The sequence below is a fragment of the Nitrospirales bacterium genome, assembly GCA_031315865.1.
Lineage (GTDB): Bacteria > Nitrospirota > Nitrospiria > Nitrospirales > UBA8639 > JAGQKC01.
Map to the genome: position 1 here is coordinate 3,580,711 of JALDRJ010000002.1, position 26,217 is coordinate 3,606,927.

Annotated in this window: 23 protein-coding genes; 9 read left to right on the top strand and 14 right to left on the bottom strand. The window is 49.3% G+C overall.

All coding sequences use genetic code 11. The features are described from left to right. Positions 1–192 precede the first annotated feature (192 nt). A complete protein-coding gene (locus tag MRJ96_16275; GenBank protein ID MDR4503000.1) occupies positions 193–1,203 on the bottom strand; it encodes a GDP-mannose 4,6-dehydratase in 1,011 nt (336 codons plus the stop codon). A 419-nt stretch (positions 1,204–1,622) separates the two neighbouring features. Here MRJ96_16275 and MRJ96_16280 point away from each other — a divergent pair, with 419 nt between their 5' ends. Next, on the top strand, positions 1,623–1,916 hold the full coding sequence (locus MRJ96_16280; GenBank protein MDR4503001.1) for an ATP-dependent Clp protease adaptor ClpS: 294 nt from the start codon (positions 1,623–1,625) through the stop codon (positions 1,914–1,916). A gap of 89 nt (positions 1,917–2,005) precedes the next feature. Here the strand turns inward: MRJ96_16280 and MRJ96_16285 are convergent, their stop codons facing one another. Next, complete coding sequence (locus tag MRJ96_16285; protein ID MDR4503002.1) at positions 2,006–2,539, bottom strand: hypothetical protein; 534 nt, start codon at positions 2,537–2,539, stop codon at positions 2,006–2,008. A 253-nt stretch (positions 2,540–2,792) separates the two neighbouring features. After that, positions 2,793–5,084: a tetratricopeptide repeat protein gene (locus tag MRJ96_16290; protein MDR4503003.1), complete on the bottom strand. Its 2,292-nt coding sequence runs from the start codon at positions 5,082–5,084 to the stop codon at positions 2,793–2,795. A gap of 242 nt (positions 5,085–5,326) precedes the next feature. Between MRJ96_16290 and MRJ96_16295 the strand changes: the two genes are divergently transcribed. From MRJ96_16295 to MRJ96_16305, 3 genes are all read left to right on the top strand, one after another. Then, complete coding sequence (locus MRJ96_16295; GenBank protein MDR4503004.1) at positions 5,327–6,148, top strand: dienelactone hydrolase family protein; 822 nt, start codon at positions 5,327–5,329, stop codon at positions 6,146–6,148. Between the two features lie 115 nt (positions 6,149–6,263). Then, complete coding sequence (locus MRJ96_16300; GenBank protein ID MDR4503005.1) at positions 6,264–7,415, top strand: hypothetical protein; 1,152 nt, start codon at positions 6,264–6,266, stop codon at positions 7,413–7,415. A 96-nt stretch (positions 7,416–7,511) separates the two neighbouring features. Continuing rightward, positions 7,512–10,493, top strand: coding sequence for a proline dehydrogenase family protein (locus MRJ96_16305; GenBank protein MDR4503006.1), 2,982 nt, complete (start codon positions 7,512–7,514; stop codon positions 10,491–10,493). Here the strand turns inward: MRJ96_16305 and MRJ96_16310 are convergent. Then, positions 10,422–11,285, bottom strand: a complete 864-nt coding sequence (locus tag MRJ96_16310) for a hypothetical protein (GenBank protein ID MDR4503007.1) — start codon at positions 11,283–11,285, stop codon at positions 10,422–10,424. The two genes, MRJ96_16305 and MRJ96_16310, sit on opposite strands and share 72 nt — an antisense overlap. Before the next feature lie 310 nt (positions 11,286–11,595). Here MRJ96_16310 and MRJ96_16315 point away from each other — a divergent pair, with 310 nt between their 5' ends. After that, positions 11,596–12,336 carry an SDR family oxidoreductase gene (locus MRJ96_16315; protein ID MDR4503008.1) on the top strand — a complete coding sequence of 247 codons (741 nt, stop codon included), beginning with the start codon at positions 11,596–11,598 and terminating at the stop codon, positions 12,334–12,336. 74 nt (positions 12,337–12,410) lie between these two features. Beyond that, positions 12,411–13,142 (top strand): dethiobiotin synthase, encoded by a 732-nt coding sequence (gene bioD / locus MRJ96_16320; GenBank protein MDR4503009.1) that lies wholly within the window; start codon positions 12,411–12,413, stop codon positions 13,140–13,142. Here bioD and thiE read toward each other — a convergent pair. The 6 genes from thiE to MRJ96_16350 form a co-directional block, all read right to left on the bottom strand. After that, positions 13,123–13,764: a thiamine phosphate synthase gene (thiE, locus tag MRJ96_16325; GenBank protein MDR4503010.1), complete on the bottom strand. Its 642-nt coding sequence runs from the start codon at positions 13,762–13,764 to the stop codon at positions 13,123–13,125. The two genes, bioD and thiE, sit on opposite strands and share 20 nt — an antisense overlap. Positions 13,765–13,776: 12 nt before the next feature. After that, positions 13,777–15,129, bottom strand: coding sequence for an acetyl-CoA carboxylase biotin carboxylase subunit (gene accC, locus MRJ96_16330; protein ID MDR4503011.1), 1,353 nt, complete (start codon positions 15,127–15,129; stop codon positions 13,777–13,779). A 427-nt stretch (positions 15,130–15,556) separates the two neighbouring features. Continuing rightward, complete coding sequence (gene accB / locus MRJ96_16335) at positions 15,557–16,021, bottom strand: acetyl-CoA carboxylase biotin carboxyl carrier protein (GenBank protein MDR4503012.1); 465 nt, start codon at positions 16,019–16,021, stop codon at positions 15,557–15,559. A 92-nt stretch (positions 16,022–16,113) separates the two neighbouring features. Continuing rightward, entirely contained in the window at positions 16,114–16,674 is a 561-nt protein-coding gene (gene efp / locus MRJ96_16340; protein MDR4503013.1) for an elongation factor P, read from the bottom strand. Further along, positions 16,671–17,165, bottom strand: coding sequence for a type II 3-dehydroquinate dehydratase (gene aroQ / locus MRJ96_16345; GenBank protein ID MDR4503014.1), 495 nt, complete (start codon positions 17,163–17,165; stop codon positions 16,671–16,673). The genes efp and aroQ overlap by 4 nt, the downstream gene beginning before the upstream one ends. 296 nt (positions 17,166–17,461) lie before the next feature. Next, complete coding sequence (locus tag MRJ96_16350) at positions 17,462–18,955, bottom strand: DUF2779 domain-containing protein (GenBank protein ID MDR4503015.1); 1,494 nt, start codon at positions 18,953–18,955, stop codon at positions 17,462–17,464. Between the two features lie 278 nt (positions 18,956–19,233). Here MRJ96_16350 and MRJ96_16355 point away from each other — a divergent pair, with 278 nt between their 5' ends. Further along, positions 19,234–19,737, top strand: coding sequence for a DUF4112 domain-containing protein (locus tag MRJ96_16355; protein ID MDR4503016.1), 504 nt, complete (start codon positions 19,234–19,236; stop codon positions 19,735–19,737). 494 nt (positions 19,738–20,231) lie between these two features. Here the strand turns inward: MRJ96_16355 and hemW are convergent, their stop codons facing one another. Together hemW and MRJ96_16365 are read right to left on the bottom strand one after the other, a co-directional pair. Further along, positions 20,232–21,410, bottom strand: coding sequence for a radical SAM family heme chaperone HemW (gene hemW / locus MRJ96_16360; GenBank protein MDR4503017.1), 1,179 nt, complete (start codon positions 21,408–21,410; stop codon positions 20,232–20,234). A 150-nt stretch (positions 21,411–21,560) separates the two neighbouring features. Further along, entirely contained in the window at positions 21,561–22,271 is a 711-nt protein-coding gene (locus tag MRJ96_16365; protein ID MDR4503018.1) for an FAD-binding oxidoreductase, read from the bottom strand. A gap of 175 nt (positions 22,272–22,446) precedes the next feature. On the opposite strand from MRJ96_16365, the gene msrB reads away from it, so the two are divergent. Further along, positions 22,447–22,848, top strand: a complete 402-nt coding sequence (gene msrB, locus MRJ96_16370; GenBank protein MDR4503019.1) for a peptide-methionine (R)-S-oxide reductase MsrB — start codon at positions 22,447–22,449, stop codon at positions 22,846–22,848. Further along, on the top strand, positions 22,845–23,183 hold the full coding sequence (locus MRJ96_16375) for a hypothetical protein (GenBank protein MDR4503020.1): 339 nt from the start codon (positions 22,845–22,847) through the stop codon (positions 23,181–23,183). Before msrB ends, MRJ96_16375 begins: the two co-directional genes overlap by 4 nt. A 35-nt stretch (positions 23,184–23,218) precedes the next feature. On the opposite strand, the gene MRJ96_16380 is transcribed toward MRJ96_16375, so the two are convergent. Together MRJ96_16380 and arfB are read right to left on the bottom strand one after the other, a co-directional pair. Beyond that, on the bottom strand, positions 23,219–25,288 hold the full coding sequence (locus MRJ96_16380) for a S9 family peptidase (protein ID MDR4503021.1): 2,070 nt from the start codon (positions 25,286–25,288) through the stop codon (positions 23,219–23,221). 43 nt (positions 25,289–25,331) lie between these two features. Beyond that, positions 25,332–25,760, bottom strand: a complete 429-nt coding sequence (gene arfB / locus MRJ96_16385) for an aminoacyl-tRNA hydrolase (GenBank protein MDR4503022.1) — start codon at positions 25,758–25,760, stop codon at positions 25,332–25,334. Between the last annotated feature and the right edge of the window lie 457 nt (positions 25,761–26,217).

Below are 26,217 nucleotides of genomic sequence, written 5' to 3' on the forward strand. Positions count from 1 at the left end.
AAAGGAATCAAACGACGATGACACGCCACCATCGTACGCTAGAGAGAAATGCAAGAGGAGAAGGAGGTGAGGAAAAGCAGATTGGCCCCGTATGCTTCACTTTTTTCACCAAGACATAAAACCGGGCGAAATCGTCGGCATTCCTCCTCCCAGGGTCCCCCTGAATCTGTCAGCAAACATCCCCACGATCTTTTAAAGGAATGTGTGTTGGTACCATCGCCAAAATCGCGAGACGCCTTCAGGCACCGAGGTCTGAGGGTTATACCCCAAGAGCTGACGAGTCTTGCTAATATCAGCAAAGGTGTAGGCGATATCGGCATCCAGCATGGGAGCCGGAATCAGGTTGGCCGAACGACCCGTTAACTGTTCAATTCCGGTCACAAAGTCAGAGAGCAAGACCGGCTCTCCTCGCCCTAGATTGACGATATCATACCCTAACGGACGATCCACAGCTGCCACCACGCCGCTCACGATATCCTCGACATACGTCCAATCACGGTGCATATTGCCTCCATTATAGAGAGGAACCTCTGCACCCTTAAAAATATTATCAAGCACTTTAAACGCCATCATATCGGGACGACCGCGAGGACCATACACTGTAAAAAACCGAAGAACCGTAAACGGCAGCCCATAGAGATGATGATACGAAAATCCCAGCATTTCACTCGCACGTTTACTCGAAGCATAGGGAGCCAAAGGCCGATCACAACGATCCTCTGGGACAAATGGCACAATCTGAGTATTGCCGTAGACCGAGGAGGTAGAAGCAAAGACGAACGTCGGCAGGTTTTTGGTCTGCGAAGAAGACGACTTGACACTCAAACGCCCTACACAAGCATCAAGCAGCGTCAGGGTTCCATTCACATTGACATCATAATAGAGCCCGGGATCGTCGATCGACACCCGCACCCCGGCCATGGCTGCGAGGTGAACCACGCAATCAATCGAATGACCATCGAAGACTTCCTGAATGATCTTTTTGTCCCGAATATCACCTTCGACCAATTTAAAAGATTTGAACTGCCCGGAAGGAGAGAGTTGGTCTTCTAGCTCTTGTATATTCGCACGTTTTCGCTTGGGGTCATAGTAGTCATTAAAATTGTCGATACCGATAACCCGATCGCCTCTTTTTAGGAGCGTTTCCACGGTGTGACTTCCGATGAATCCAGCTGCGCCTGTGACCAGCACGGTTTTAGACATACATGTTCTCCTTCTCTTCTTCACTCATGTTCATGATGTGCCGAATCGATTGGCGGTATAGGCGGTGTTTCTCTGACTTTCCAGGACGTGCCCTTGCTGTCCCATGACTACCAAGGATTCTATGCCAACGGATATCAATTCAAGGGAACCCCGGCACATATGAGTGAATAAATGACTCCGACAAATTACATAGTCTCTATGGAGGATTGAACTCAATCGGTTGGCAAGTTTGACTTACGACACAACTAAATTGTTGGAACGATAAGGAATCCGTCGGTCAATCAATTAGTTACCTTAACACAGTTCACAGTAATTGTTGAGAATACGGTTTCGCACGACTGCTGTGCTTTCATGCACTTCATTGACCTGAACTTGTGAGCCCTCCATGTCGTTGCTACAATACAATCATGATCCAAGTGGTGGGTAATCGAACACTTGAGACACCTGCGGTCATTGAGGATACAGGAATCGGCACGGGACAAGATTTTGAAGCCGAAGTCATCGTCTACAATTGTAACTGCCACACCTATCAACAAGTCATTGCATTATTTTGTGAATATATTCCCGGCATGACACCCGCCAGAGCCTTTGAGTTGGCATGGCAAATCGATCATCATGGAAGTGCCGCCGTATACCAGGGAGAACAGAAAAGAGCTGAAGGAATCGCCAAACAACTGGCAGGAGGAGGATTGCGCGTAGAAGTTCGCTATTAACATCCGTGTGATTAGTCAGATGTACGCTCTTCACTGACTGATTGTATCATCGATACTGATTTCCTAATTTTCACAATTGCCTGTCCTCGTTACGGACGGCTCTTCTTTACGTTCCCCTTTTTCAAAGTCTTCTTGGGCTTTGATAAAACAGGTTTAACAGCGGGTTGAGTCTTGCCAGCTTTCTTAGATTTGGCGGTATGCTTTTGGGTTTGAGCTTTAGGAGACACAACTTTCCGGCTCGACCGAACTGCCTTGTCTGGCGCATTCTTCTTCGCCGATCTCGTATCCTCTTCCACCTTCCTGGACTGAGGCTTTTTCATCGCTTTATTCGATAAACTGCTAGAGACCATTTTGGGCCTTGCCTCTGAACCGGAGGACTTTGATTGAGTCTCGGGAGACTTTTTCGTCTTGGGGCTCGACTTCTTCTCGGCATTGAGGGGCTGCGGGTCTTTTGAAAATGAAGTCTTACTCTTCTTCAGTGTTTCTCCTGTATAGACTTTCACTTGGTACAATTCAAAGAGTAGATCAATAGCTTTTTCATCTCCTTTTCTTGCAAGACCCAGCAGACGCCGGCGTTGGTTCATTTCTTCTTCTTCCGTATGAGAAGTCACGCGCCGTTCCATCCATCGTTCCTTTGCGATTGTCTAGTTAAAGAGTTATCCAGGGTTATCAAGCCTGGGGATTGTACAGAAACAGTCACCGTTTGTCAGTATCACCTAGTGTTTTTTTCTCATTCAACATGACTAGAGTCAAGAACTAATCAGTAGGATAGCCAAGAATCGTATGTTCTTTCCCCTTACTCAAGGGCTTCTTAGGAATTTGAGAAAACCGTTTTGCTTCTCGCTCTCTTGTCCCATGGAAAAGCGGTAGCCAAGCTTACAGACTCTTTAATGTTGACTTGGCTTCCTCCGATCCAGGGAAATTACCACTCAACTGCAGAGCCGCTTCTAACGACTTTTTGGCTCCCTCTCGATCGCCTTTTTTAAACTGTGCCATGCCATAGTGAAATTGCACTTCTGGGTTATCTTGCAGCTTTTCAGCGGCTTCTCCCAGAAGAGAAACGGATTTCAAATACGCATCCTTCTTATAATAAATCCATCCGAGCGTATCCGCGATATGCGGCTCTTCAGGCTGCTGCTCTCTAGCCGTTTGCGCATGAGACAGCGCAACATCCAAATTCCCCCCGTGCTCAGCCATGATCCACGCCAGATTGTTCGCTGCCGGGGCAAACTTGGGTTGGATCTTTAGCGTCGCTTCATAATGTTGCTGGGCTTTCTCGTATTCTTGTTGCTGTTCAGCGATCATGCCTAAAACCATATGGGCCGACACCAGCTTGGGGTTCCGTTCCAACAGTTGCTCATATTCTCTTACCGCTTCAGTTGTTCGCTTGGTCACACGGTACAATTCCGCTAAGTGCAAGTAGGAAGCTTGAATATCTGGGTTGATCTCAATGGCTTTTTTGAAAGCCGCTTCGGCCTGATCGGCATCGTTGGCCTGCATCCATAATTGTCCTAGCAGACTATAGAACAGTGGGTTTTGTGGCGACGTTTCGATCTGCGTTAACACTCGTTGACGAGCAGCCTTGGCATCTCCTTTCGCGAGTTGTACATTGGCAAGTTGCGATAAGGCTTGCAAAAAGTCAGGGCTTCCCCTGAGGGCAGCTTCAAAGTGCTCGATAGCCTTGTCCCAACGCTTATCAGCTCCAGCGATAAGACCTAGTTGATAATGGCTTGATGATTCGAGCGGAACTTGCGCCACGATCATTTCAAACACCTTTTTGGCCTTGTCAACATCGCCCTTTTGAAGATAGGCCGCACCAAGAATTCGAACGGCTTTCAGGTTCCGGGGGTTCAGTCGGATACCAATTTTGGCGTCTTCAATCGCGAGATCGTAATCTCTGGCGGCCAAATGCACTGCCGCAAGAGCCGTTCGGGCTGTGACGCTGTTCGGAGCCAACTTCACGGCTTCCAACAATTCAGTCACCGCTTGGTTGAGGTCTTTTTTGGCCCCATACGCAACCCCGAGATATTCGTGAGCTGGCGCGAAGTCCGGTTTGTCATTCACGACATGTTGCAAAAGCGTCACCGCATCATCAGGCTTTCCCTCAGCTAGCAGAATACGCGCTTGGTGCACGCGTCCCATTAAATCATGTTTATCCTTGTCCAATGTCTGACGAATTTGCTCTTTGGCTTTAGCAAATTCTCCCGTGTCGATATAGTGATTCGTGAGTCGTTCACGCGCATCCAATGAGTCAGGAGTAACCTCCAAGGCTCGCTGGTAACTCGACAATGCCTGATCGAATTTATTCATGGACGTATAATAATCACCCAAAAACAAGTATGGTTTTTCACTCGTGGGTTTTTGCGACGCCAGTTGTTGGTACGTCGCTTCAGCCTGATCAAATTTCTGATACGCTTGAAAGAAGAGCGCGAGCTTGACGTAGAGACCTTGATTGTCAGGATCCAGCTCGATCGCTCTCCGGTAGCGAGCCTCTGCCTCTGCCGGCTTCTTTTGAATCGCATAAAAATCGCCCATGGCCATCATGAGCTGCGTCGAGTCGGGATGTTTGGTCAACGCCTCTTGAAGCGCGTGCTCTGCGGAGGGAAAATCCTTCAAGCCGACATACGCCCTCGCCAAGTCAAGATAGATTTGAACGTTGTCAGGGTCCAGCTCAATAGACTTCTTCAATTCGGAGATACCCTCGTTGTATTCTTTCTCACTAATTAAACTTCGTCCCCGTAACAAATGCCCTTTGGGGTCCTGAGGCGAGGACGCCAGAACGATTTCTGCCCGCTCTCTGGCCTCAGCCGGCTTCTGCCCGAGCAAGTACAATTCTCCGAGCTTCAATTGCGCATCATCATTCTTGGGATCCAGGTCAACCGTCTTGGAGAGCTCCCCATACGCACGCTGCATATCAGGTATTCCACCAACTTTGAGATGACTCAACGCCAGCTGGTAGTGGCCTTTGGCATCTTTGGGATCAAGTTGAACCACATTCTTAAATTCAATGATGGCCTCTTCGTATTTTTCATCCTCAAAATATGCCATTCCCCTCTTATAGTGAATGGCTTTCTTTTCTTCAGCCGTCATTTGCGTACAATTGCCAAGGACCAAGAGCAGCAATGGAAGCCATATCGCCCATAAGGGAACCGCTCGTCTACATGTCATAACGTACATCTCCTCAATCAATAAGTTTTAGCATAATATTCAAAACCGAAGTCTCTTGCATTCATCGAAACAAATTCTCCCGCAGCGATCGCGCGAATGACAGGAGAAAGTTCGGCCGTTTTCACTTCATTGACAACCCCGCAAAACCGCTTATATAGTAGCCGTCTAGTCATGCTTGCAGTGACAGGATAACCTGAATTTTTGCCATAAACACACGGTTATTAACGAAAGTCTTCATCCTTATGCCAGAACAAACGGCCCCGTTTACACCCGCCGAGATAGGATGTGGAAGAGTCCGGTTTTCGAGTACCGGCATCTTCTCTACCCACAAGGATCACATGGTGGATCCCTACGTGGCCACCCGTATTCCTAAAGAATCGCAAGTTGAAGGGACCCAATATACTCCTCAAGCCAAAGGGCTGTTTCCCGCCATTGTCCTGCTTCATGACCGTTGGGGACTCACTGTGCATATTCAAACGCTCGCGCAACAATTAGCTTGTGAAGGCTATATCGTCCTAGCCCCCAACCTCTATGGTCGCCAGGGGGGAATGATTACGGCCAACGACGAAGTGGCCGAAGCCCTTATGAACCGTCTTGAGGAACCTCTTGCCCTGCAAGATATCAACGCTTGTTGCGAATATTTAAACACCAATATTCCCGAAGATTCGTTACTCGATAATATGAAGCGAAACATGCATGCCGTCATTGGGTTCGGGATGGGCGGTGGACTGGCCTTTCAATTTGCGGCTCGTCGTCGTCGGCTGAAAGCCGCAGTGTCATTCTATGGTCCCTTGCCTGACAATAGTGCGCAACTCGCCAAGGACCTCCACTGTCCGTTGTTGTGTCATGCAGTGGATCTAAATGGGTCTTCTTCTCTGGAGATGATGCATCAGCTTCAGAATCAAGCCAAAGAGGCAGGGAAAACCATTGATGTTCTTACCTACCCAGATGCCCCAATAGGGTTTTGTAATCAATTAAATCCCACGACCTACCGACCAGAAGCCGCTCAACAAGCCATCACCAAGACCGTCGAATTTCTTAACGGAATATTGAGGCCTTCCTAAATTCATGAATGTCCTTTTTGGTACAATTGTACCAGAATAGGGCAATTTGACTAGTGTCTAATGTTTTTGAAATGCTGAGACAGAGACACAATCCTGCCTAAGTTTATAGATGTCGATGTATAAACTATGGGAGCAAACCTTTTTCATAGGATTTTGGGTCGGAATTTTTGTGTTTTTTTCTTCCCTTGCCTCAGCCTCACCCCCTGATCATATAGCTCTCAGTAAAGAAGTCGAGCAAAAACTCCTATCCATTACATCAGATCAGCAGGCTATTCGATTCTACCGGCAATCCTTGGGGTTATCTCGGCAATCCACAGACCATCGCACCCGATATAATCCTCAAACATCCTCCCAACTCTTTCCCAAGACCCAGCAGAAGATCATCTCTCTGACAAGAAATCTTCTGGCGACAACGGTGGCGAGAACGATTCAAACTTACGTGCAACACCATGACCTCAACAATCTGACGTACCTTGATGAACATGCAGAAACAATCGAATGGATGCGTTCCCATTCATCCCTTCCTCCATCAGTCAGCGACATGATGACCTTCCATTCACACCTTCAGGCCTATTTTAAAAATGGCTTGACACTCACGAATCGTCCTGACGATTTTGAGGCCTTCGCAACGTTCATAGACCATCGTTACCCCATGCTGACCGGTTCGCAGGACTCATGGGTCCATCTTATGGAACAGGGAGAATTAGAGAAGATATCTGAACGTCTTACTGAATATTGGGATGCACCGGCATCTCAAAGCCATCTTGACGGCGGGCCATCAGAGCTACAAGACCATCGAGTATCCCCGCTCAATTACGCCCATTATTATAGCCAGACACGACTGTGGCCGATCTTTAGAGCCTATCTTCTCAGCCTCGCTATTCGTGCGGAGGCGGAATCTCTTCTATCTGCCGAGCAAACACTGACATCCATACACAATGATCAAGAGTCGGACACCCTAACACGAGCGAAAGCGCGCATATGCGGAAAATGGCAATGGACTGTTCACAATCATCAAAATCATGGCGACCATAAACTCATCATGTATTTGGGAGAATCCAAGGATTTTCCCGCCTCCCAACCTCAACCAACAGACGTGCAAATTCACGGAAACACAGTCTACTTGCTGTGGAAATTCCCCCAGGGCTTCCAGGAAGATAGCCTGTTATTGAGCAACAATGATGGACGACTAGAAGGGACGTTCCAAAACACGTTCGGTCCCTATGGAAGCATTACGGGAAAACGCCTGTCTTCATGCAAAAAATAGCCCCCACCTAAGTTCAGTCTGAGAGCTGATTCATCCAAGGCCTCCTCTTCTCGAAAAAGTGCAGTATAATGAAAAGGAAAGGGGGCAAGAATCATCATGGTATCCCCGGATGTACTCGAACCATCCGTTCAACGCATCGGTCACTCTCTCAACGCGAGATCACGGCATACATTAGATCTATTTAACCACCGCCGCTTAATCGACCTTTTGCTCGACTGGGGAACCAGAGATGAGCAACTCAAGGTACAATTATTCCGCTTTATCGATGTGCTGCCGGCACTGCGGACTGACGAACAATTTTTTCTGGTTTTCAAAGAGTATTTTCAGGATCTCCCGACTCTTCCTTCCGCCGTCCGTTGGGTTCTGAAAGAGACTCCGGCAGGGTCCGTTCGTGCGCGCGTTGGAACATCCCTGCTCAGACGACAATTTCTCAGAACGGCCAAAACCTTTATGGCCGGGAATTCGGTCGAGCAGGCGCTTGCCACACTCCATAAACTCTGGCGGTCTGGCAGCGGATTCTCTGTCGACTTACTCGGAGAGGCCACAGTAAGTGAAGACGAAGCCGATGACTACCAGGAACGCTGTCTTCATACCTTGCGCTACCTTGCACAGGCCACACAATGCTGGGAAGAACGTTCGATTCTGGAACATGACCACCTGGGACCGATTCCTCAAGTTCAGCTATCCATAAAAATTTCAGCACTCTACTCACAACTGGACCCGATTGACCCAGATGGAAGTTTTTCAGCGGTCGCGTCTCGACTACGCCCCATCCTTGACCTGGCCCATTCGCTTCCCGCTGGCATCACGTTTGATATGGAACAAGTTGAGCTCAGAGATCTGACGATCAACATCTTTACCCGCATACTGTCCGAGGAGGCCTATTCGTCCTACCCGCATGCGTCCATCGCACTTCAGGCCTACCTCAAAGATACTGAGCAGAGTTTAGATCAACTCGTGATGTGGGCAAAAAAACGGGGAGCTCCTATTGGCATTCGCCTGGTGAAAGGAGCCTATTGGGATTCAGAAACTGTGCAGTATCAGCAGCGAGGCTGGCCAATTCCTGTCTTCGTGAATAAAGCCGAAACCGACCAAAATTACGAAAGACTGACGCATACGCTCCTACAAAATCTTGATGTCATCCGACCGGCTTTCGGCACGCACAATTTGCGCACGCTGTCGCACACTCAAGCATTGGCCGACTTTCTCAATCTCCCGAAAGAAGTCTATGAATTCCAGATGCTGTACGGCATGACGCATGGCTTACAGGAAGCTGTGATCGGCTCGGGACACCGCATGCGTATTTATACTCCCGTCGGAGAGTTGATCCCAGGCATGGCTTACTTGGTTAGGCGGTTATTGGAAAATTCTTCCAATGAAGGATTCATTCATAAGCTGCATGAACAAGACAGCTCGCTCGACCAATTGCTATCTCCGCCACTCGTTCACGGTGAACAGAATGGACTGCTGATATCTTCCTCTATATCACAAACGATATCAGCAGATACCGACCCTCCGACATTTCAAAACGAACCCCTCCTGGATTTCTCTCAACCCGGCTCTCGTCAACCCATTGAACAGGCCGTCCATCGTATACGTCAGCAATTGGGCGAGACGCATACGTTTCCTCTTCCGACGGGCCGCACTGGATCAGGACCTGACCTCGTCACGGTCAACCCCAGTGCACCGGATGAGATCATCGCCACATTCCCGAGCGTCACAGTCCAGGACATCAACGCGACAATCGAGGCGGCCAGATCTTCCCTGCCATCCTGGCGCCGTACCTCCCAGGCACTGCGAATTCAGATGATGTTCAAAGCGGCTTCGTTGATGAGAGAACGGCGATCAGAACTCATCGCCTGGGAAATCCTGGAAACCGGGAAGCCGTGGCGCGAAGCTGATGCCGATGTGGCTGAAGCGATAGACTTCCTTGAATTTTACGGGCGGCAGATGCACCACATTTCTCAAACCGCTTCACTGCGATCTGAACCTGGAGAAGCCAACCAACTTCGATACAGTTCCAGAGGACTTGCCGCCATCATCGCTCCCTGGAATTTCTCACTGGCCATTCCGACTGGAATGCTTTCTGCCGCGCTGGTCACCGGAAACATCACACTCTTTAAACCATCCGAACGGTCGACGATGGTCGGCTATCAACTTTATCGGCTCTTTCGTGAAGCTGGAATTCCAGAGTCTGCCCTCTACTTCCTCCCGGGTGGACCGACGGTAGGACAGACGCTAGTCCGTCATCCTCACGTACACCTGGTCGTCTTCACGGGATCGAAAGACGTGGGCCTCGAGATTATCTCCGAAGCCGCCTATGTCCAGCCCAAACAACATCATGTCAAACATGTGATCGCCGAAATGGGCGGAAAAAACGCGATCATCGTCGATGAAACGGCAGATCTCGATCAAGCAGTCACAGGAGTATTGACGAGCGCCACTGGATATCAGGGACAGAAGTGTTCAGCTTGCTCACGCGTCATCGTCATCGAGTCAATCCATGATGTGTTCCTTCAACGTTTACTGCAAGCCGCACAGAGTGTGCCGGTCGGTCCCCCAGAACACAGTCACCAGCGCATGGGGCCGCTGATCGACGCACGGGCGCTTGCCCGCGTTCGTCACTACGTTGAAATCGGCAAGGGCGAAGGCGTATGTGCGCTGGATCGAAAGATGGAAGGACCCGGGTTTTTTCAAGGCCCAGTTATTTTCACCGACATCAAACCGCACCATCGTCTGGCGCAAGAAGAAATTTTCGGCCCAGTCATGGCGATCATGAAGGCAACGGATTTCAATCATGCACTGAAACTCGCCAATGATTCATGTTTTGCCCTCACCGGGGCAATTTACTCTCGAAGCCCCCGCAACATCGAAGAAGCGTGCCAAAATTTTGATGTTGGGAATTTCTACATCAATAGGCCATCAACTGGGGCATTGGTCGGACGCCAGCCATTCGGTGGGCATCGCCTATCAGGAATTGGCATGAAGGCAGGGGGAGAACAGTACTTACGGCAGTTTCTGGTCGAACGCGTGATTAGTGAGAACACGCTTCGTCGCGGATTCGCTCCGGCTTCCTAAGATCGTTGGCTCTTGAAGCGTCGATTGTTCCAGTTCCTCAATCACCTCGATCAGTCGATCATTCTCAGACCGTAATGACGGGATGGTTTGACGTTCTTCATACTTTAGCAGGCCTATGCCCCGCCCAAACCAGGCCGTCATCGTATCGGTTCCATGTACCACAGTGTCTAGCCCAGATAAATGGACATTCATGGTCATGTGAGCCACCACACGAATGGCCTCGGCGTACGTACCAAGTGGAACGGTCACAGTTTCTTGTCCTTCCACAGACACCGTGGCTTGCACATCAACTTTCTCCGTTTGTCCATCACGATCCAAATCCAGGCCTAGATTGAGCCCTTTGCGATTCAGCTGCTGAAAGGAATTCGGGATTGTCAGCGGAAATCGAATAATCTGATAAGGAACCAATTGTTTTTCAAGGGTGGTCCCAGGCTTCGACCCAAAATAGCGAATACCAGCAGCATCACGACGATAGTAACTGTCCGATGGTCCTTGATCGCCGGGATTGGTATCGTGAAAGACCGTCAATTCCACCCCATCTTTCATTTCTGTTCCTATTACTGTAGACACATTCGTGAAGGACTTCTCTGCAATCTGCACCATCGTGCCATCAATAAACCGCCCTCGATAGGTCCACTCATTTCCCTTCTGGTCAGGAAAATATTCTTCAATGTTGGATACGACGATACCTGGAGAACTCGCAAGACTATCGATTGGAATGCCAAGAACACCGGAACAGGCCAAGCCGAGGCATAGACTCACGCACATAACATTGACCATTCTAAAGACCAAAACACCCTCCTTTGTCTATGATAAATTTCCTAGGGCACAATATCATAGACTTCCGCACTCAGCAAGAAATGAGTTCGAGCACATACAATCGACCTCATCCATTACTCCCCTAAGCCACATTGGATGCCTCCGTCCTTTAACTTTTTGGACATCCCGTTTTATGCATGAAAGAAAGCCATAGTCTTGACGGATTGCGACTGGGCACCTCTCTTTCGTTTTTCATACGGCTCATGCTCTAATTGCCAAGCCTCTAGAGTCAATCAACATCTTGGCATGCCGAGACTTGCTTTTCAGCCGGAATGCGATTTGTATGAGCACTTCAACAAAATTCAACCCTCCATGCGCGTTAGTGGCGGGAGGGTCGGGAGTCATCGGCAAAGCGATTGCTCAACACTTTGGACAACATCGTTGGCATGTTGGCATTCAGTATTGGACGAACCAGGATTCAGCCAAAGAAATATCACAAGACATCCATGCTTCCGGCGGAACTGCGACCATCTATCAAGCGAACATTCAGGACCCAGTACAAATTCAAAGGATGGTTGCTCAATGTATTGAAGAGCAACAACGACTTGACGCGTTGATTTGGGCCATCGGGATTGCGCACAGCCGCCTGCTAGCTCAGACCACTCCTGAATCATGGGCTGCTCAATTAACCACGAACTTAACCGGGTGCTTCCGGTTGCTACATGCCGTGGCCCCAATCTTCGAGGAGCAACAATTTGGAACAATTGTTCTTGTCGGATCACTGTCAGGCGCACAAGGAAGGACAGGACAGTCTGCGTATGCTTCCTCGAAAGCTGGACTCATCGGTCTGATGAAGAGTGTCGCCAAAGAGTGGGCTCCTTGGAATATCCGAGTGAATACAATATTTCCAGGCTGGCATCGTTCTCCGTTATCGGGTAAAGCCCTCTCACGTGCCGACACATTGGGGAGTCATGTTCTTACAACTCGACCAGCGATCACAGACGTCGCCGCAGCTGTTTATCAATTAGCGGCCATGGAAGGGATCTCGGGGCAAGTCTGGAACATGGACAGTCGAGTTGAATGACTCTTACACAAGTCATTAATGTGATCTGGTAATAGATACTCAAGACAACCGTTTTTCCCCTCAGAGAATACACAGTGAGAAATGGCCTCTTCATCACAGGAACAGGTACCGGAGTCGGCAAAACCGTGATAACCGCTGCACTTGCGCGATATATGCAAGAACGGGGATGCGACATTGGCGTGATGAAGCCAATTGAAACTGGAAGCAGTCAAGATGAGCCTCCATCATCCGATGCCTATCGATTGAGACAGGCTAGCCGATCTGGTCAATCACTTGATTCCGTTTGTCCGTATCGCTTTCCCGATCCAATCGCTCCTCTTGCGGCCGCTCATCGAAGAGGAAAAACCATTGACCTGTTCTCGATTCAAACTCATTATCGAAGGCTGCAGGACCAGTTTGAATGGGTTCTGGTCGAGGGCGTGGGTGGGCTCATGGTTCCGCTTACTAAACAGGAGACTGTACGGGACCTTATCCAGCTCCTGGACTTGCCCTGCCTCGTCGTCGGTCATGCCACGCTAGGAGGCGTCAATCATCTCCTGTTGACGCTTGAAGCCTTGGAAAATGTCCACATTCAAGTTTTGGCGATCATTTTGATCCAATGTGAAGCGTCAACGAATCAGGACATTCAGAACCTACAGATGGCCTCCACGATTGATCTCGCTCGAACCTTGAGCAAGCCCCCCGTGTTGGGTCCATTACGGTATGTCGAGGCATTCAATCGGGACTGGGAGGAAGGCATCAACCGACTGCAACACCAGGATGCAATCAAAAACCTGGCCGACCTGCTTATGCAAAGGCTGACATAAACCCTGCCAGGGCTGACTGAATCTGTGTAGCCCCAAGAATAGCCGATGCGACAGCCACGCCATCGGCCCCCGCGGCAATCAGGGTTGGCACTGTTTCGGCCGTGATTCCCCCAATGGCAAAAATCGGAAGCGTCGTCATGTTTCGCACAGCTTGCAACCCTTGAACACCCACGAGCGGTTCCAAGTTGGCTTTCGTATTCGTTGAATAGATGGGGCCAAAACCCAGATAATCAGCCCCTTCAGCAATCGCGGCGTGAACTTCCTCTAATCGATGCGTCGAGACGCCGAGCAAACAGTCTTCCCCCATCAGCTGTCGCACCATGGATACAGGAAGATCCGACTGCCCGACATGCACCCCATCCGCGTCGACCGCCTGGGCAAGATCACAGCGATCGTTTACGATAAACTGCATGCCTAATTGACCCGCCTGTTCCCGAAACATGCTGGCCCGCTTATACATCTCCCGCATATTGCCTTGCTTGTTCCTATACTGGACCAATCGGACTCCAGCTTCTCCAGCCTGCTTCAACACGTCACTCAACGTATACCGGCATGTCAAAGATTCATCTAAAATCAGATAGACTCCACTCAGGTGGGAGCGGCATGAGGAAGAAGGAGACATGGGAATGGATACCTATGAGACTGGACGTGGCGTCATCACGCGATCCAAGAACCTCGTTGACACCTGTCCCTTTTGAAAGTCCGGATGATCGAGCACGCGTCGATGTAGAGGAATGGTTGTTTGAACCCCTTCAATGGTGAACTCATCAAGCGCCCGTCGAGTTCTTGCCAGAGCTTCCTCCCGATCACGTCCATAGCCAATGAGCTTTGCGACCAGAGAGTCATAATAAGGGAGGACAACCCCGGACGACTCCATGGAGGAATCCACCCGGATACCAGGTCCGCCTGGAGGATGATACCTGGTCACGATGCCAGGACTTGGAGTAAACCGATCGGGACATTCGGCATTCACTCGACATTCGATCGCATGCCCGGTCAACCGTATATCTCGTTGACTAAATGAAAGTCGTTGCCCCGCAGCGATTCGAATCTGCTCTTTGATTAAATCAATGCCCGTCACCATTTCCGTCACAGGATGTTCCACCTGAATGCGTGTATTGACCTCCATAAAATAAAACTGGCCATCACGATCGAGTAAGAATTCAACGGTCCCGGCATTTTGGTAATTGACAGACTTCATGACCTGGATCGCCACTTTTCCCATCCTCTGACGCAATTGCTCATTCATGCCAGGAGATGGAGATTCTTCGATAAGTTTTTGATACCGCCGCTGGACGGAACAGTCTCGTTCGCCGAGATGCACAACACGACCGTACTGATCGGCCAAGACCTGAATCTCAATATGACGAGGATCTTGGAAAAACCGCTCCAAGTACACGCCGCCATGACCAAATGAGGATTCGGCTTCTCTTTGAGCTGCCTGGACTGCCACGAGCAAATCCTCCGCCTTTGTCACGACACGCATCCCCCGTCCCCCTCCACCGGAAGAGGCTTTGACAATCACGGGAAACCCGATCTTTGCGGCAATTTTCTGGCAATCTTGATCAGGACCAATCTCGCCATCACTTCCGGGGAGCACCGGAATTCCCTCCCGGCTGAGCTGTTGACGAGCCTTGGACTTATCTCCCAATAAGGCGATGTGTTCAGATGTTGGTCCGATAAATTTTAGGCCGATCGACTCGCAGACTTCAGCGAAGTGGGCATTTTCTGCGAGAAACCCATAGCCTGGATGAATGGCGTCGACTCCGGTGACTTCCGCTGCACTCAACACATTAGGGATATTTCGATAGCTCAATGCCCCATCAGCCGGTCCGATACAAATATGTTCATCCGCTTGTCGTACGGGGAGCGACCCGGCATCCACATCGGCATACACGATAACCGATCGAATGCCTAGCTCCCGGCAGGCCCGGATAATCCGAAGCGCAATTTCCCCACGATTCGCGACGAGAATTTTTTTAAACACTATCCATATTCCAATCAATTTAACGGGCTGTGCCGTATGCCTCGGGTATTTCAAGCCACATTTCCGTATGTGCCAGCACGAAGCATATTACCCGTTGGTTCATCTCATCACTCTGTCTCATCCTCCGATCTTTCAACGGCTTCATGAACGAGACCCGCATCTAAACCGTTCTCGTGTGACCAATGGAGTAATGTGTAAACCGACTCCTCTTCGTTTAAGGACTATTGAGAATTTTAAAACCCTACACATCATCAGAAAACCTCTACAGAGCCCCTCTTTGGCGTTTTCAATGAAGAGGGTTTTGACATGGGTGAGATTCCTGCCTATGGACCACTCAGTCTTGGCAAGAGCAAAAAGATACGTCAGGGCTGTTCCTCGTCATCTTCATTCGACATTCACGACAGAGGAACCATTCTCAGGAATGGAGTTAAGACACCGCAACGGGATCGATAAGAAACAAAGCTTGTCCATACTCGACAGGCATCGTACTTTCAACCAACACCTTCATAATTCTACCGTCTGATTCCGCTTCAATTTCATTCATCAACTTCATCGCTTCGACAATACAAAGAACTTGTCCTTTTTTGACAAAGTCCCCTTCCTCCACATATGGATCGGCATCTGGTGACGGTGAACGATAGAACGTGCCAACGATCGGAGACGTCACCGTCACAAACTTGCCTTGGTCGGCAAGATGAGCAGGCATTGACGGTTCAGGGGCGTTCCCTTCACGAGTTTCACTGGGCTGATCGGCTGCGGGAAGAGACAATGGGGCTGGATCCCGCCTGATACGAATCCGTACGCCGTTTTTTTCAACCTCTACTTCAGTCAGTTGATGCTGATTGAGCAGATACACCAACGATTCAAGCTCCTCTCGTTGCGTCTCACTCATAAGACAACGAAGCCATCCTTTTGCAATGTGCCCCCCTCAACAGGAACGAGGCATACATGAGTCGGTACAGGGGGAGAAGACCAGTCAACCTGTTATCGGACACGTTCAACGTATTCTCTTGTTCGAGTATCAACCTTGATCGTTTCGCCATTTTCGAGATAAAGCGGAACCTTGACGACCGCACCAGTTTCGACCACGGCGGGCTTGGTTCCGCCTGAGGCCGTATCGCCTCGTATCCCTGGATCGGTTTCGACGACCTTGAGTTCCATAAAGATCGGCAACTCAACTGAAATCGGTTCGTCGTGGTAGAGGAGAATATTGACGTTCGTGTTTTCTTTTAAGAGATCAGTATTCTCTCCGAGTTGGCTTTTTTGATAGGTGAACTGTTCATAGCTTGACGTATCCATGAACGTATAGTCCTCTCCCCCACTGTATAAAAATTGCATTTCCCGTTCATCAAGATTGGGCTCTTGGAATTTTTCTCCTGAACGAAATGTTCGGTCAATTACACTTCCCGTTCGATACGCTTTGAGCTTCGTTCGAACAAAGGCTCCACCTTTTCCAGGCTTCACATGTTGAAATTCCACGATATAATAGGGAACCCCGTCAATTTCCAGTCGAACGCCATTTCTAAAGTCTGACGTAGATATCACGATCTCATCACTCCTCTGTCTAAGGGGGTCACATTCCGCGTTTTTTCTGTGTTTCTTTGTCGCACATAGTCAATCATCGCTTGGACTCCAAGCAGATAACTTGCCACTCCTAAACCTGAAATTTGGCCAAGGGCCACTGGCGCAATCAGTGATCGTTTGCGAAACGCCTCACGGCGATGAATATTGGAGAGATGTACTTCGACCGTCGGCACCTCGACTGCCGCAATCGCATCTCGGATCGCGATACTGGTGTGAGTATACGCGGCAGGATTGATCACTAATCCCTGGTACTGCCCCTGTGTGTCTTGAATCCAAGTCACTAATTCGCCTTCATGATTCGACTGTCGCGCGTCGACATGCACCCCTTCGCGTCTTGCCAATTGCCCGATTGACATGTTGACTTCATTCAGCGTTTGAGTCCCATACGTCCTTTGCTCTCGAGTTCCGAGCAAATTCAAATTGGGTCCATGCAAGACCAGAATACGTATCATCACCGGTAACCTCGGCACCTAAGCTGAAAGGACAGGCCCCACCACTCACAACAGGGGAGCCCGATTTCTCGAACTATCGCCATACATTTGGGGGTGACCACGTCACCCAATGTAACAACCCATTTCAAAAATGGAAATTTATTGAGTCGGTTAGAATCAACGGTAGGGTCGAAATCAATTCTATCAGGCCACTTGCAAGGGGTCAACGGAGTGCCACCTCGGTCGATTCCACTCCCCTATCCTCCAAACTATCAAAAAGACGCTTGAGAAGTTCGGAAAGAAACGCTAAGCCTACGCTAGAAGAAAGCGCTATCCACTCCCGCAGTCTTTTTTAACAGTACTCGCCGCAACTCTAACATTCCTAACGTATCCCTCGCGCAATACCGGATGAGATTATCGGCCATACGGGAACGTTCGAATAAATCCTGCTCCTCAAAGACCATTTTGCGATACACAACTGACGCCATCGCCCCATTCTGAACATCGAGATCATCGTACGCCATGTGCGGAACCAAAGCCGGCAAGACCGATTTGATGGATAACGACCCCTGAAAATCCGGATGATAATAATGTTCCTGCAGAATCCATAAAAGGTCCCAAAGACGATCGACTATCGTGTGAAGGGCCTCTTTGAGTGCAGGACACGTTTCGGCCAGGGATAACAACACATGCCGCTCGTTCTCGGAATACACGCAAATCGTGCCAACCTCGCCGACCGATTTCACCACGCTCATGGCAATCTCTTCACGTGGATCCTTGGCATCGCGGCAGAGGTATGTTTCATGTCTAACCGTTCCATCCTGCTCTTCGATATGATTGGACCACTGAATGGGAATAGGCCGGTAAGGCCGCGTTCCGGGATATGGGGGAATGGCCGGCATAAACATCTCAAAATCCAGGTGATGCACGGGGTACTGGACCGAACGTAAGATCTGTGGAAATTCATCAGACATCCACTCGACATTGTCTTTCATGCGTTGTTGGAGGACCGTCAATTGAACCGTCTCGGGAATTTCGTCAATCGTCTCGATTCCCTTGGATTGCAGTTCGTGAAATGTCTGCTTCCCCCCCGGAAGACCATAGATCCACCGCGAAGGTTTTCCCTTGGTACAATGTCCCCAGAACGGACATACGTATGGTGAATGACAATGCCCATCTGGAGCGATGGCCGGAGGAGAAGGCTCTAGTAGCATCTGTCGCATGGTGCCCAATTGCCCGCCAACGGTCTTGCGTCGTTGCTCTACGGCTTCGGTCATATCAGCAATGAGAAACAATTCATTTAAATCCAAGTCTCCACCTTCATACACATACCGCGTATTCACGTGCATTAACGCGGTCCCGGTCAACATGATCCCGGCGCCTCTAAGAACTTCAGCCTGGACGGCCAGATCATGCATGTGAACCGGCTTTACCTTCGCCGTTGATTTCACTTCTATCAGTTTCCATGCTGAGCCTTCTTCCCGATCCAAGATATCAACCCGCACCAGGGTTCCCTGCGATTCAAAAGCCCCTTCAAATATCGTGGTGGTCGTTGGATCATGTACGAGCTCCTCCGTTCGCCGCAACGCCGCATTCGTTTGTCGATACGTTTCCTTCACGAGAATTCCTTGAGGAAATCGATCACGGGCAAGATGCCCGATTTCTGTGCCCATATCCATGATGGCTTGTCGTTCAGGGTCGATGTCATCAGCCAATTCAGGAAAATGTACCTCAAGGTACAAGCGTTTCGCGCATTGCAGACCCGATAAAAATCGACTTTTTGAGAGGCGAATCGGCCTCTGGTCATTCACGCCACGTTTCCTCCCGAGTAGAGATAGCCGTTTCAGTGATGCCGAAACGATACAGCGCTCCCTTGCACGCCTGGGCTTTTCAAGACGTGAGAGAAATATCCATGTGTGTCAAGGCATTCAAGCGGATAGTACCTTCCGTCTGGTTCAATGTCGCACCGCACGGGGTGTGTCGTCTGTATCGATTGGCACGTATGTGGATTCGCGATATTTACGCGATCAACTGACTTCAGATAGGGTAGCAAGGCATCAAATGATCCGATCGAAAAATTTCAGGTGACATGCCAATCCCTCACTCATCACAAAAGTCCAACCCATCCCCATGCGGCCGTCCCTCCAGTGATCTGGCCAAGATGATTGCGACTCTTCTCGACTCGGCCTTTACCATACCTGGAACCAAGATTCGCATCGGACTTGACCCTTTACTTGGTCTGATTCCTGGAATCGGCGACTATCTGGCCAATCTTATCGGAACGTCCTTACTCTTTTTGGCCACTCGATCTGGAGTGCCTCGAATCGTGATTTTTCGTATGTCACTGAACATTTTTCTTAATATGGTCATCGGCGCGATCCCAGGAATTGGAGACCTTTTCTCATTCTGGTTTAAGAGTAATGTCCGTAACGCCGAACTCATTCAACGTTACAGTCAAGTTCCCCCTCCAGCATCTACCGCCATGGATTGGATTTACGTCGGAACATTGATGACCATCATCGTTATGACACTCACAGGACTTCTCTTTGCCGTCGTCTGGTCCATCGGTCAAATTTGGCGACTTTTATCGTGAAGCCAATCCTCTGACCAGTCCTCTGCATCACCGGACCTCTGATAATGAAGACTCCTATTCATCGTTAGGAATATTCCGATACCCATCGTACGCATTCAATGCCCTTCAAGCATGCAAGGTTTTCTCCAAGCTACATGCCTATCCTGTTCATAACCTCTTGCTTTTTCAGAGCAATCATGCCATGACTGAGTTTTCATATTTTTGAACGTCAAATCTTCGAGGGTACATGTATTCAACAGAATCGTTTCAAGACACTAATAATAAAGACTTTTTTAAAACTCATACAAAAACACCCGCCAAATATCACCTATTTTTCCAGATGAGTGTCACGTGTTTGACTATCCACAAAATCTGTGGGAAAACTCTTTATAATCCTGTGAATAAATCTCGTGAGCACCGATAGGTCGCATGAACGACCAAGTTGCCTGATTTTTAGGCAAATCAAATTTAACGCAAGATACTTTCCTCCATATGTTACATTCAGCATAAAAAACTCATAACAACTGAACCGCGATACTATCCAGTTGGCGACTTCCCATTTCCGTCGTCTTCAGTCGATTGTTTTCCCAGACGAGCAACCCCCCGTCAATCATCCTTTCGATAGAGGACTGCCATTGCCCTTCGCAAATCGGCACAATATCATCGCTGGGAACGCCTTGCGTCATTCGTAATCCAAAAATGACGCGTTCTCGTGCACGTTCTTCCTGTGACAAGACATCCAAAGATTCAATGGGCAATTCTTGACGGTTTAACATGTTTCCATACGCCGCAAGATCCGCTACGTTACCGAACCGCATGCCAGACACATACGATTGGGCACTTGGTCCGGCTCCAAGATAGTCTTTTCCTGACCAATACCGAAGATTATGCCGACATTCCATGCCGGGCCAGGCAAAATTAGAGACTTCGTAATGCTGATATCCCTCAGCTCCAAGGTATGAGATCGCCAGATCCTGCATGACCATTTCCAACACTGGTTCTGTAGCTGGCAAGTTTCCCGCCTGAGTATCTCGATGAAATCTCGTGCCTTCCTCTAGCGTCAACGCATAACAGGAAATATGCTGAGGTCGAAGTTCAATGGCTTGTCTTAATGACTGTTGCCAGGATGTCAACGTTTGCTTCGGCAGTCCATACATGAGATCTAAGCTCACGTTCGAAAAACCAATTTGCGTTGCTAACCACGTCGCATGAGAAATGGCATTCATGCCTCCCGACCGCCCCAACAGACTCCACTCTTCCCCCTCAAATGTTTGCACTCCAAAACTGAGTCGATTCACTCCCATCGACAAGGCAGATTGCAAACTCGTCTCATTGACGGTGCTCGGATCCATCTCGATGGTTATTTCGACTTGAGAGTCCAGACTGAACGCTTCTCCAAGAACATATAGGATTTCCATCAGTTGTTGATTTTTCAAAACGGAAGGCGTTCCTCCGCCAAAATAGACGGTAGAAATGGGACAACGATGGAATAATGCTCTTTGCCCATAGCAGGTGAGCTCTGTCACTAATGCCGACACAAACTCCTGGATTCGACGTTCATGATAGGGGGTGACATAAAAAGAACAAAAATGACAACGCGTACGGCAGAATGGGACATGAATATAAAGCCCAAGGTCTCGTGGGTGAGCATGGGTCTCCAGCCCCTTGAGCAGTCGTTTTTCAAAATTCGTCAATTCATATACCTTATATAGATACGAAGATGTTTCAACAGGACCTCGCTACCCGCGAATATATCTCAGAGCACGGATACGGGCCAATGTGACAAAGAGAGATGTCCTGCAAAGATCGGTTCATGAAAGATCGGCAATCTGAGTTCTGATGCCTTAGAATTCTTCTTGATATACAGGACACGGCCCTTTGCGACTGAGGATTTCCGTCACCTCATTCACCATGCTTTGATGACCACAGACATAGACCGCTAAGTTTTCCACGGACGGCAAACTGGTAACCAGCTTAGTCACCCGACCCGTCTGGCCCTGCCAATTCGAGTTGAAACGTGTCAGGGTTGTCTCAAATGTAAACCATGGGTATCGGTCTGCCAGCTCATGAAAATCCTCCTGATAATACAAGTCTTCTTCACTCCGAAGCCCCCATATCAATCGAACTGACTTTGCGGGAGGACTGTCCTTCATGGCATGGAGCATGGATCGAAAAGGTGCAACCCCCGTGCCTGTCGCCACGAACAAAAGATCCCGTCCTTCATCAGGTCGAAGAAGAAACGTCCCATGAGGTCCATGCAAATTCACCTCAGCGCCTATGTCCTGCTGGCTGAGATAGGACGCGCCAATGCCTTCTTCCGACAAACTGAGAAGGAACGTGACAGATTCCGGCTTCTGATGAGATGACGCAAGAGAAAAATACCGCAGTACCGTGTCTCGGTCGTGTACGCCGGGAATTTCTATAGCCATCGACTGTCCTGGGGAGAATCGGAACTGGCCACGGCTCCAGCCTGCGAGCCGAAGGGTGACTTCACGGACGGTCGGGGCAAGATCACGAATCGATTCGAGATGTGCGGTATAACGAGTCGGAGACATCTGAGGGTAATCTAGTCGAATCCCTTAAGGAATGACAACCTTTTCAAGGTTTGTTGAGCAACACCGCCTCCCTTCGTCACGGAAGATAATGTCTATCGTATGTCTGAATCTGATATGATGAGTGATATTTTAGCAATCCTTCTCACACCCACAATCATACACACTAGGGGATCTTATGAACGAAAAAATCCACAAAAGCGACGAAGAATGGAAACAGAGCTTAACTCCGGAACAATATACGGTCACGAGGCAACGCGGGACTGAACGGGCTTTCACAGGCCAATATTACGATCATAAAGGAAATGGCACATATCAATGTGTCTGTTGCGGCAAACCACTGTTTCGCTCGGATCATAAATTTGATTCCGGGACCGGGTGGCCCAGTTTTTCCCAACCCATACAAGAAGAAGCCATTGAGTCAGAACCCGATGAAAGTCATGGAATGCGGAGAACGGAAGTGACGTGTGCCGCCTGTGATGCACACTTAGGACATGTGTTTGAGGATGGCCCACAGCCTACCGGACAGCGCTATTGTATTAATTCCGCCGCCCTGCGATTTGAAGAAAAACCCAAGTGACTTCTTCACTCGGACCCTCTTCATCTCATGAAGAAAGTAGCCTAGTCGAAATTTGCCTTAGCTACCGGTATTCGCAAGAACACCCATGGGTCGTTCAAGGCATCACCGGATTTCTTTCAGCGTATTATATGGAACAGCCTGACTTTCACGTTCGCAGACATTATGACGAATTGGAGACCGGAAGACATATTTGGGTCTGTGACGTACCCGACGCCATGAACATTCGCCATCTTCTGAAACGACTCCAATGTGACCTTCCGCCCTCCGCCGTTTCCCAAGGCACCTTGCTGGCCAAGCAACCCATACGATACCTCATCGACATGCCCGAAGACTGAAAAGGCTACATACCAAAGGCTCCAGTTGGTAGGAACTATCGGGAGATCCCTGCCAAATCCAAGAGAAAGGCATAGGTTGACGCTGTTTCTCGATACCGCTTAAACCGCCCCGATGCCCCGCCATGCCCCGCATCCATGTTCGTCCTCAGGATAAGGCGATTCTTATCAGTCTTCAGCGTTCGCAGTTTGGCCACCCACTTCGCCGGCTCCCAATACTGTACCTGCGAGTCATGCAGGCCTGTCGTGACATACATATGCGGATACGCCTTGGCCTCGACGTTGTCATACGGAGAGTACGACAACATGTAGTCGTAATCGGGCTTCTGATGGGGATTGCCCCACTCATCATACTCCCCTGTGGTCAGAGGAATCGTCTCATCCAACATCGTAGTGACAACATCGACGAAGGGCACTTGCGCAACAACACCGGTAAAGAGATCAGGACGTTGATTGGCGATGGCCCCAATAAGCAGTCCGCCTGCGCTTCCCCCCATCGCAAAAAACTTTTTGGGATTTCCGTACCCATGCGCCAACAGATATTCTGCACAAGCGATAAAATCATCAAACGTATTCTTTTTTTGAAATAATTTTCCCTGCTCATACCATGCTCTGCCCAATTCTTCTCCTCCGCGAATATGGGCAATGGCAAACACAAACCCACGATCCAACAGACTGAGACGAGCCGAGCTAAAACTCGCATCCATGCTCGCGCCATAGGAACCATATCCATAGAGGAGCAATGGCGCTGTACTATCTGGGACGAATCCTTGATGATACACGATCGAAATAGGTACGAAGGTCCCGTCCTTGGCCGTTGCATGCAGACGTTCTGTTCGGTACTTGCTAACACAAAATCCCCCCAACACTTCCTCTTGCTTGAGAAGAACCCGTTCCTTGGTCTCCATATCATAATCATAGATACTCATCGGAGTGGTCATGGACGTGTACCCAAACCGCAAGGTTGAAGCATCCATTTCATAGTTATCCCCAAAGGCCGCGTAGTAGGCGGGTTCCCCAAAATCAATCTCGTGCTCTTTTCCTCCATCCCAAGGAATGATGCGAAGATGAATCAGCCCTTGAATACGTTCCTCTACCACTAAGAATCGAGAAAACAGTTCGATCCCTTCCAACAGAACTTCATCTCGGTGAGGGATGAGCTCTGCCCAATGATCGATCGCATGATGTTCCACAGGTGCAACCAGCAGTCGGAAGTTCGTCGCCTGATAATTCGTTCGAATATAAAACTTTCCGTCAAAATGATCGACGTCATACTCATGCCCGCGAGAGCGTGGATGAAAAACGCGAAATTCCCCGGAAGGCTCGTAGGCATCAAGGAAACGATATTCGCTCGACACTGTCTGGTGTGAGGCGATCATGAGGTACTGTTTTGATTTGGTCTTGAACACATAGGTCGAGAATGTTTCATCTTTTTCCTCGTACACCAGCTTGTCTTTCTCGGGCTCCGTCCCGAGCACATGCCGCCAAACCTGACAAGATCGCAACGTGTCCGGATCTTGTTTGCTGTAGAAAATCGTGCGATTGTCATTGGCCCAATCCATGTTTCCCGTCACATTTGAAATCGTCTCATTCAGCACCTCGCCCGTGACAAGGTTTTTAAAATACAACGTATAGATCCTACGGCCCTGAGTATCCACCGCATAGGCTAAGAAATCTTGTCTCGAGCTCACCATCCAATTCCCAAGAGAAAAGTATTCACAATCCTGTGCTAACACATTGCCGTCCAGCATGACTTCTTCAGGATTTTCCAAGGTCTCGTATTTTCGGCAATAGATGCCATACTCACGTTCAGGTTCGTAACGAACATAATAGTAATAGGCTCCCATCTTAAACGGAACCGACCAGTCGGACTGCTTGATTCGTCCTTTAATTTCTTGAAACAATTGCTCTTCCAGCGGTTTCGTATGCGCCATGACCTCGTCAGCATAGGCATTTTCGTCAGTGAGATACCTCACGACATCCGCATTCTGGCGTTCGCGAAGCCAATAATAGTCATCAACCCGGACATGGCCATGTTCTTCTAATCTGAACGGGACGCGCTTGGCACTCGGTGGTTGAGGGCCCTTCGATCGTGACGATATAGACATACTGAACAATTCCTTTTCATCCTCAATACGCACGGAATGACTCCTAATCCTCATTTCTCCGTACCGTAGTTCGATTCTTTTTGATTTGGCCCCGACGTTTCTTTTGGTCGAGCCTCTGTTCTTTGATGGCTTTTGACGCATGCGTGGGAACACGATGCGGTTTTGGCGCTAGGGCTTGTCGAAGTTGATGGGCGAAACGATCCATAAGCTCCGCGCGATTCATGGATTGCATACGATGTTTTTGACACGCAAGGCGCAACATCCCTTCGGCGTTGACCCGTGAACCCAAGACAGACAACACGCGAGACTTCTGAGCCGGGGATAAAAATGGACTACCAACAACATCAAAATGCAGAGTCACACGGCTATTCACCTTGTTCACGTTTTGCCCCCCTGGGCCCTGACTGCGAGATGCGGTAAAAACCAAAGCTCTCTCGGGAATCAAGAGTCCCGGCTTAATCATCATGTTCATGGTTTATCACGGTGCCTCGGCTCGACGGGATAACTTCCCCCTACATAACGTCTCTTGAAGTCACCCATCTCATCGGCCATTGCAAAATCCACCAGGTGGAAGATAATCCTGAAGTGTGACTTCGGTGCCCTCCCCATACCTGTTCGGCAATCTGCAAGGGCGTGTTGAATAATGAGGGTATCAAGGGTCATATTCTGCCAGAAAGATGTTGTACCCCAACAGCTTCGAGGCGGTTCAAAAAAGTCTTGGCTCATCTTCCGTGTTTCAGTTCTGTTGAACACTTCATCATGCGAGGGAAGGGGCCATTGGCGAAAATCATGAGCAATGCGAGCCAAGCAGCAAGGCCGAGAACGCCGGCGGCGGCTTTTTTCAACAGTCCCGGCAAGAAAATTTGATAACAGCCAGTCTCATTCGTCGCCTATTGTAACCAGGCGACAAGAACGTAAAAAAGGCGTAG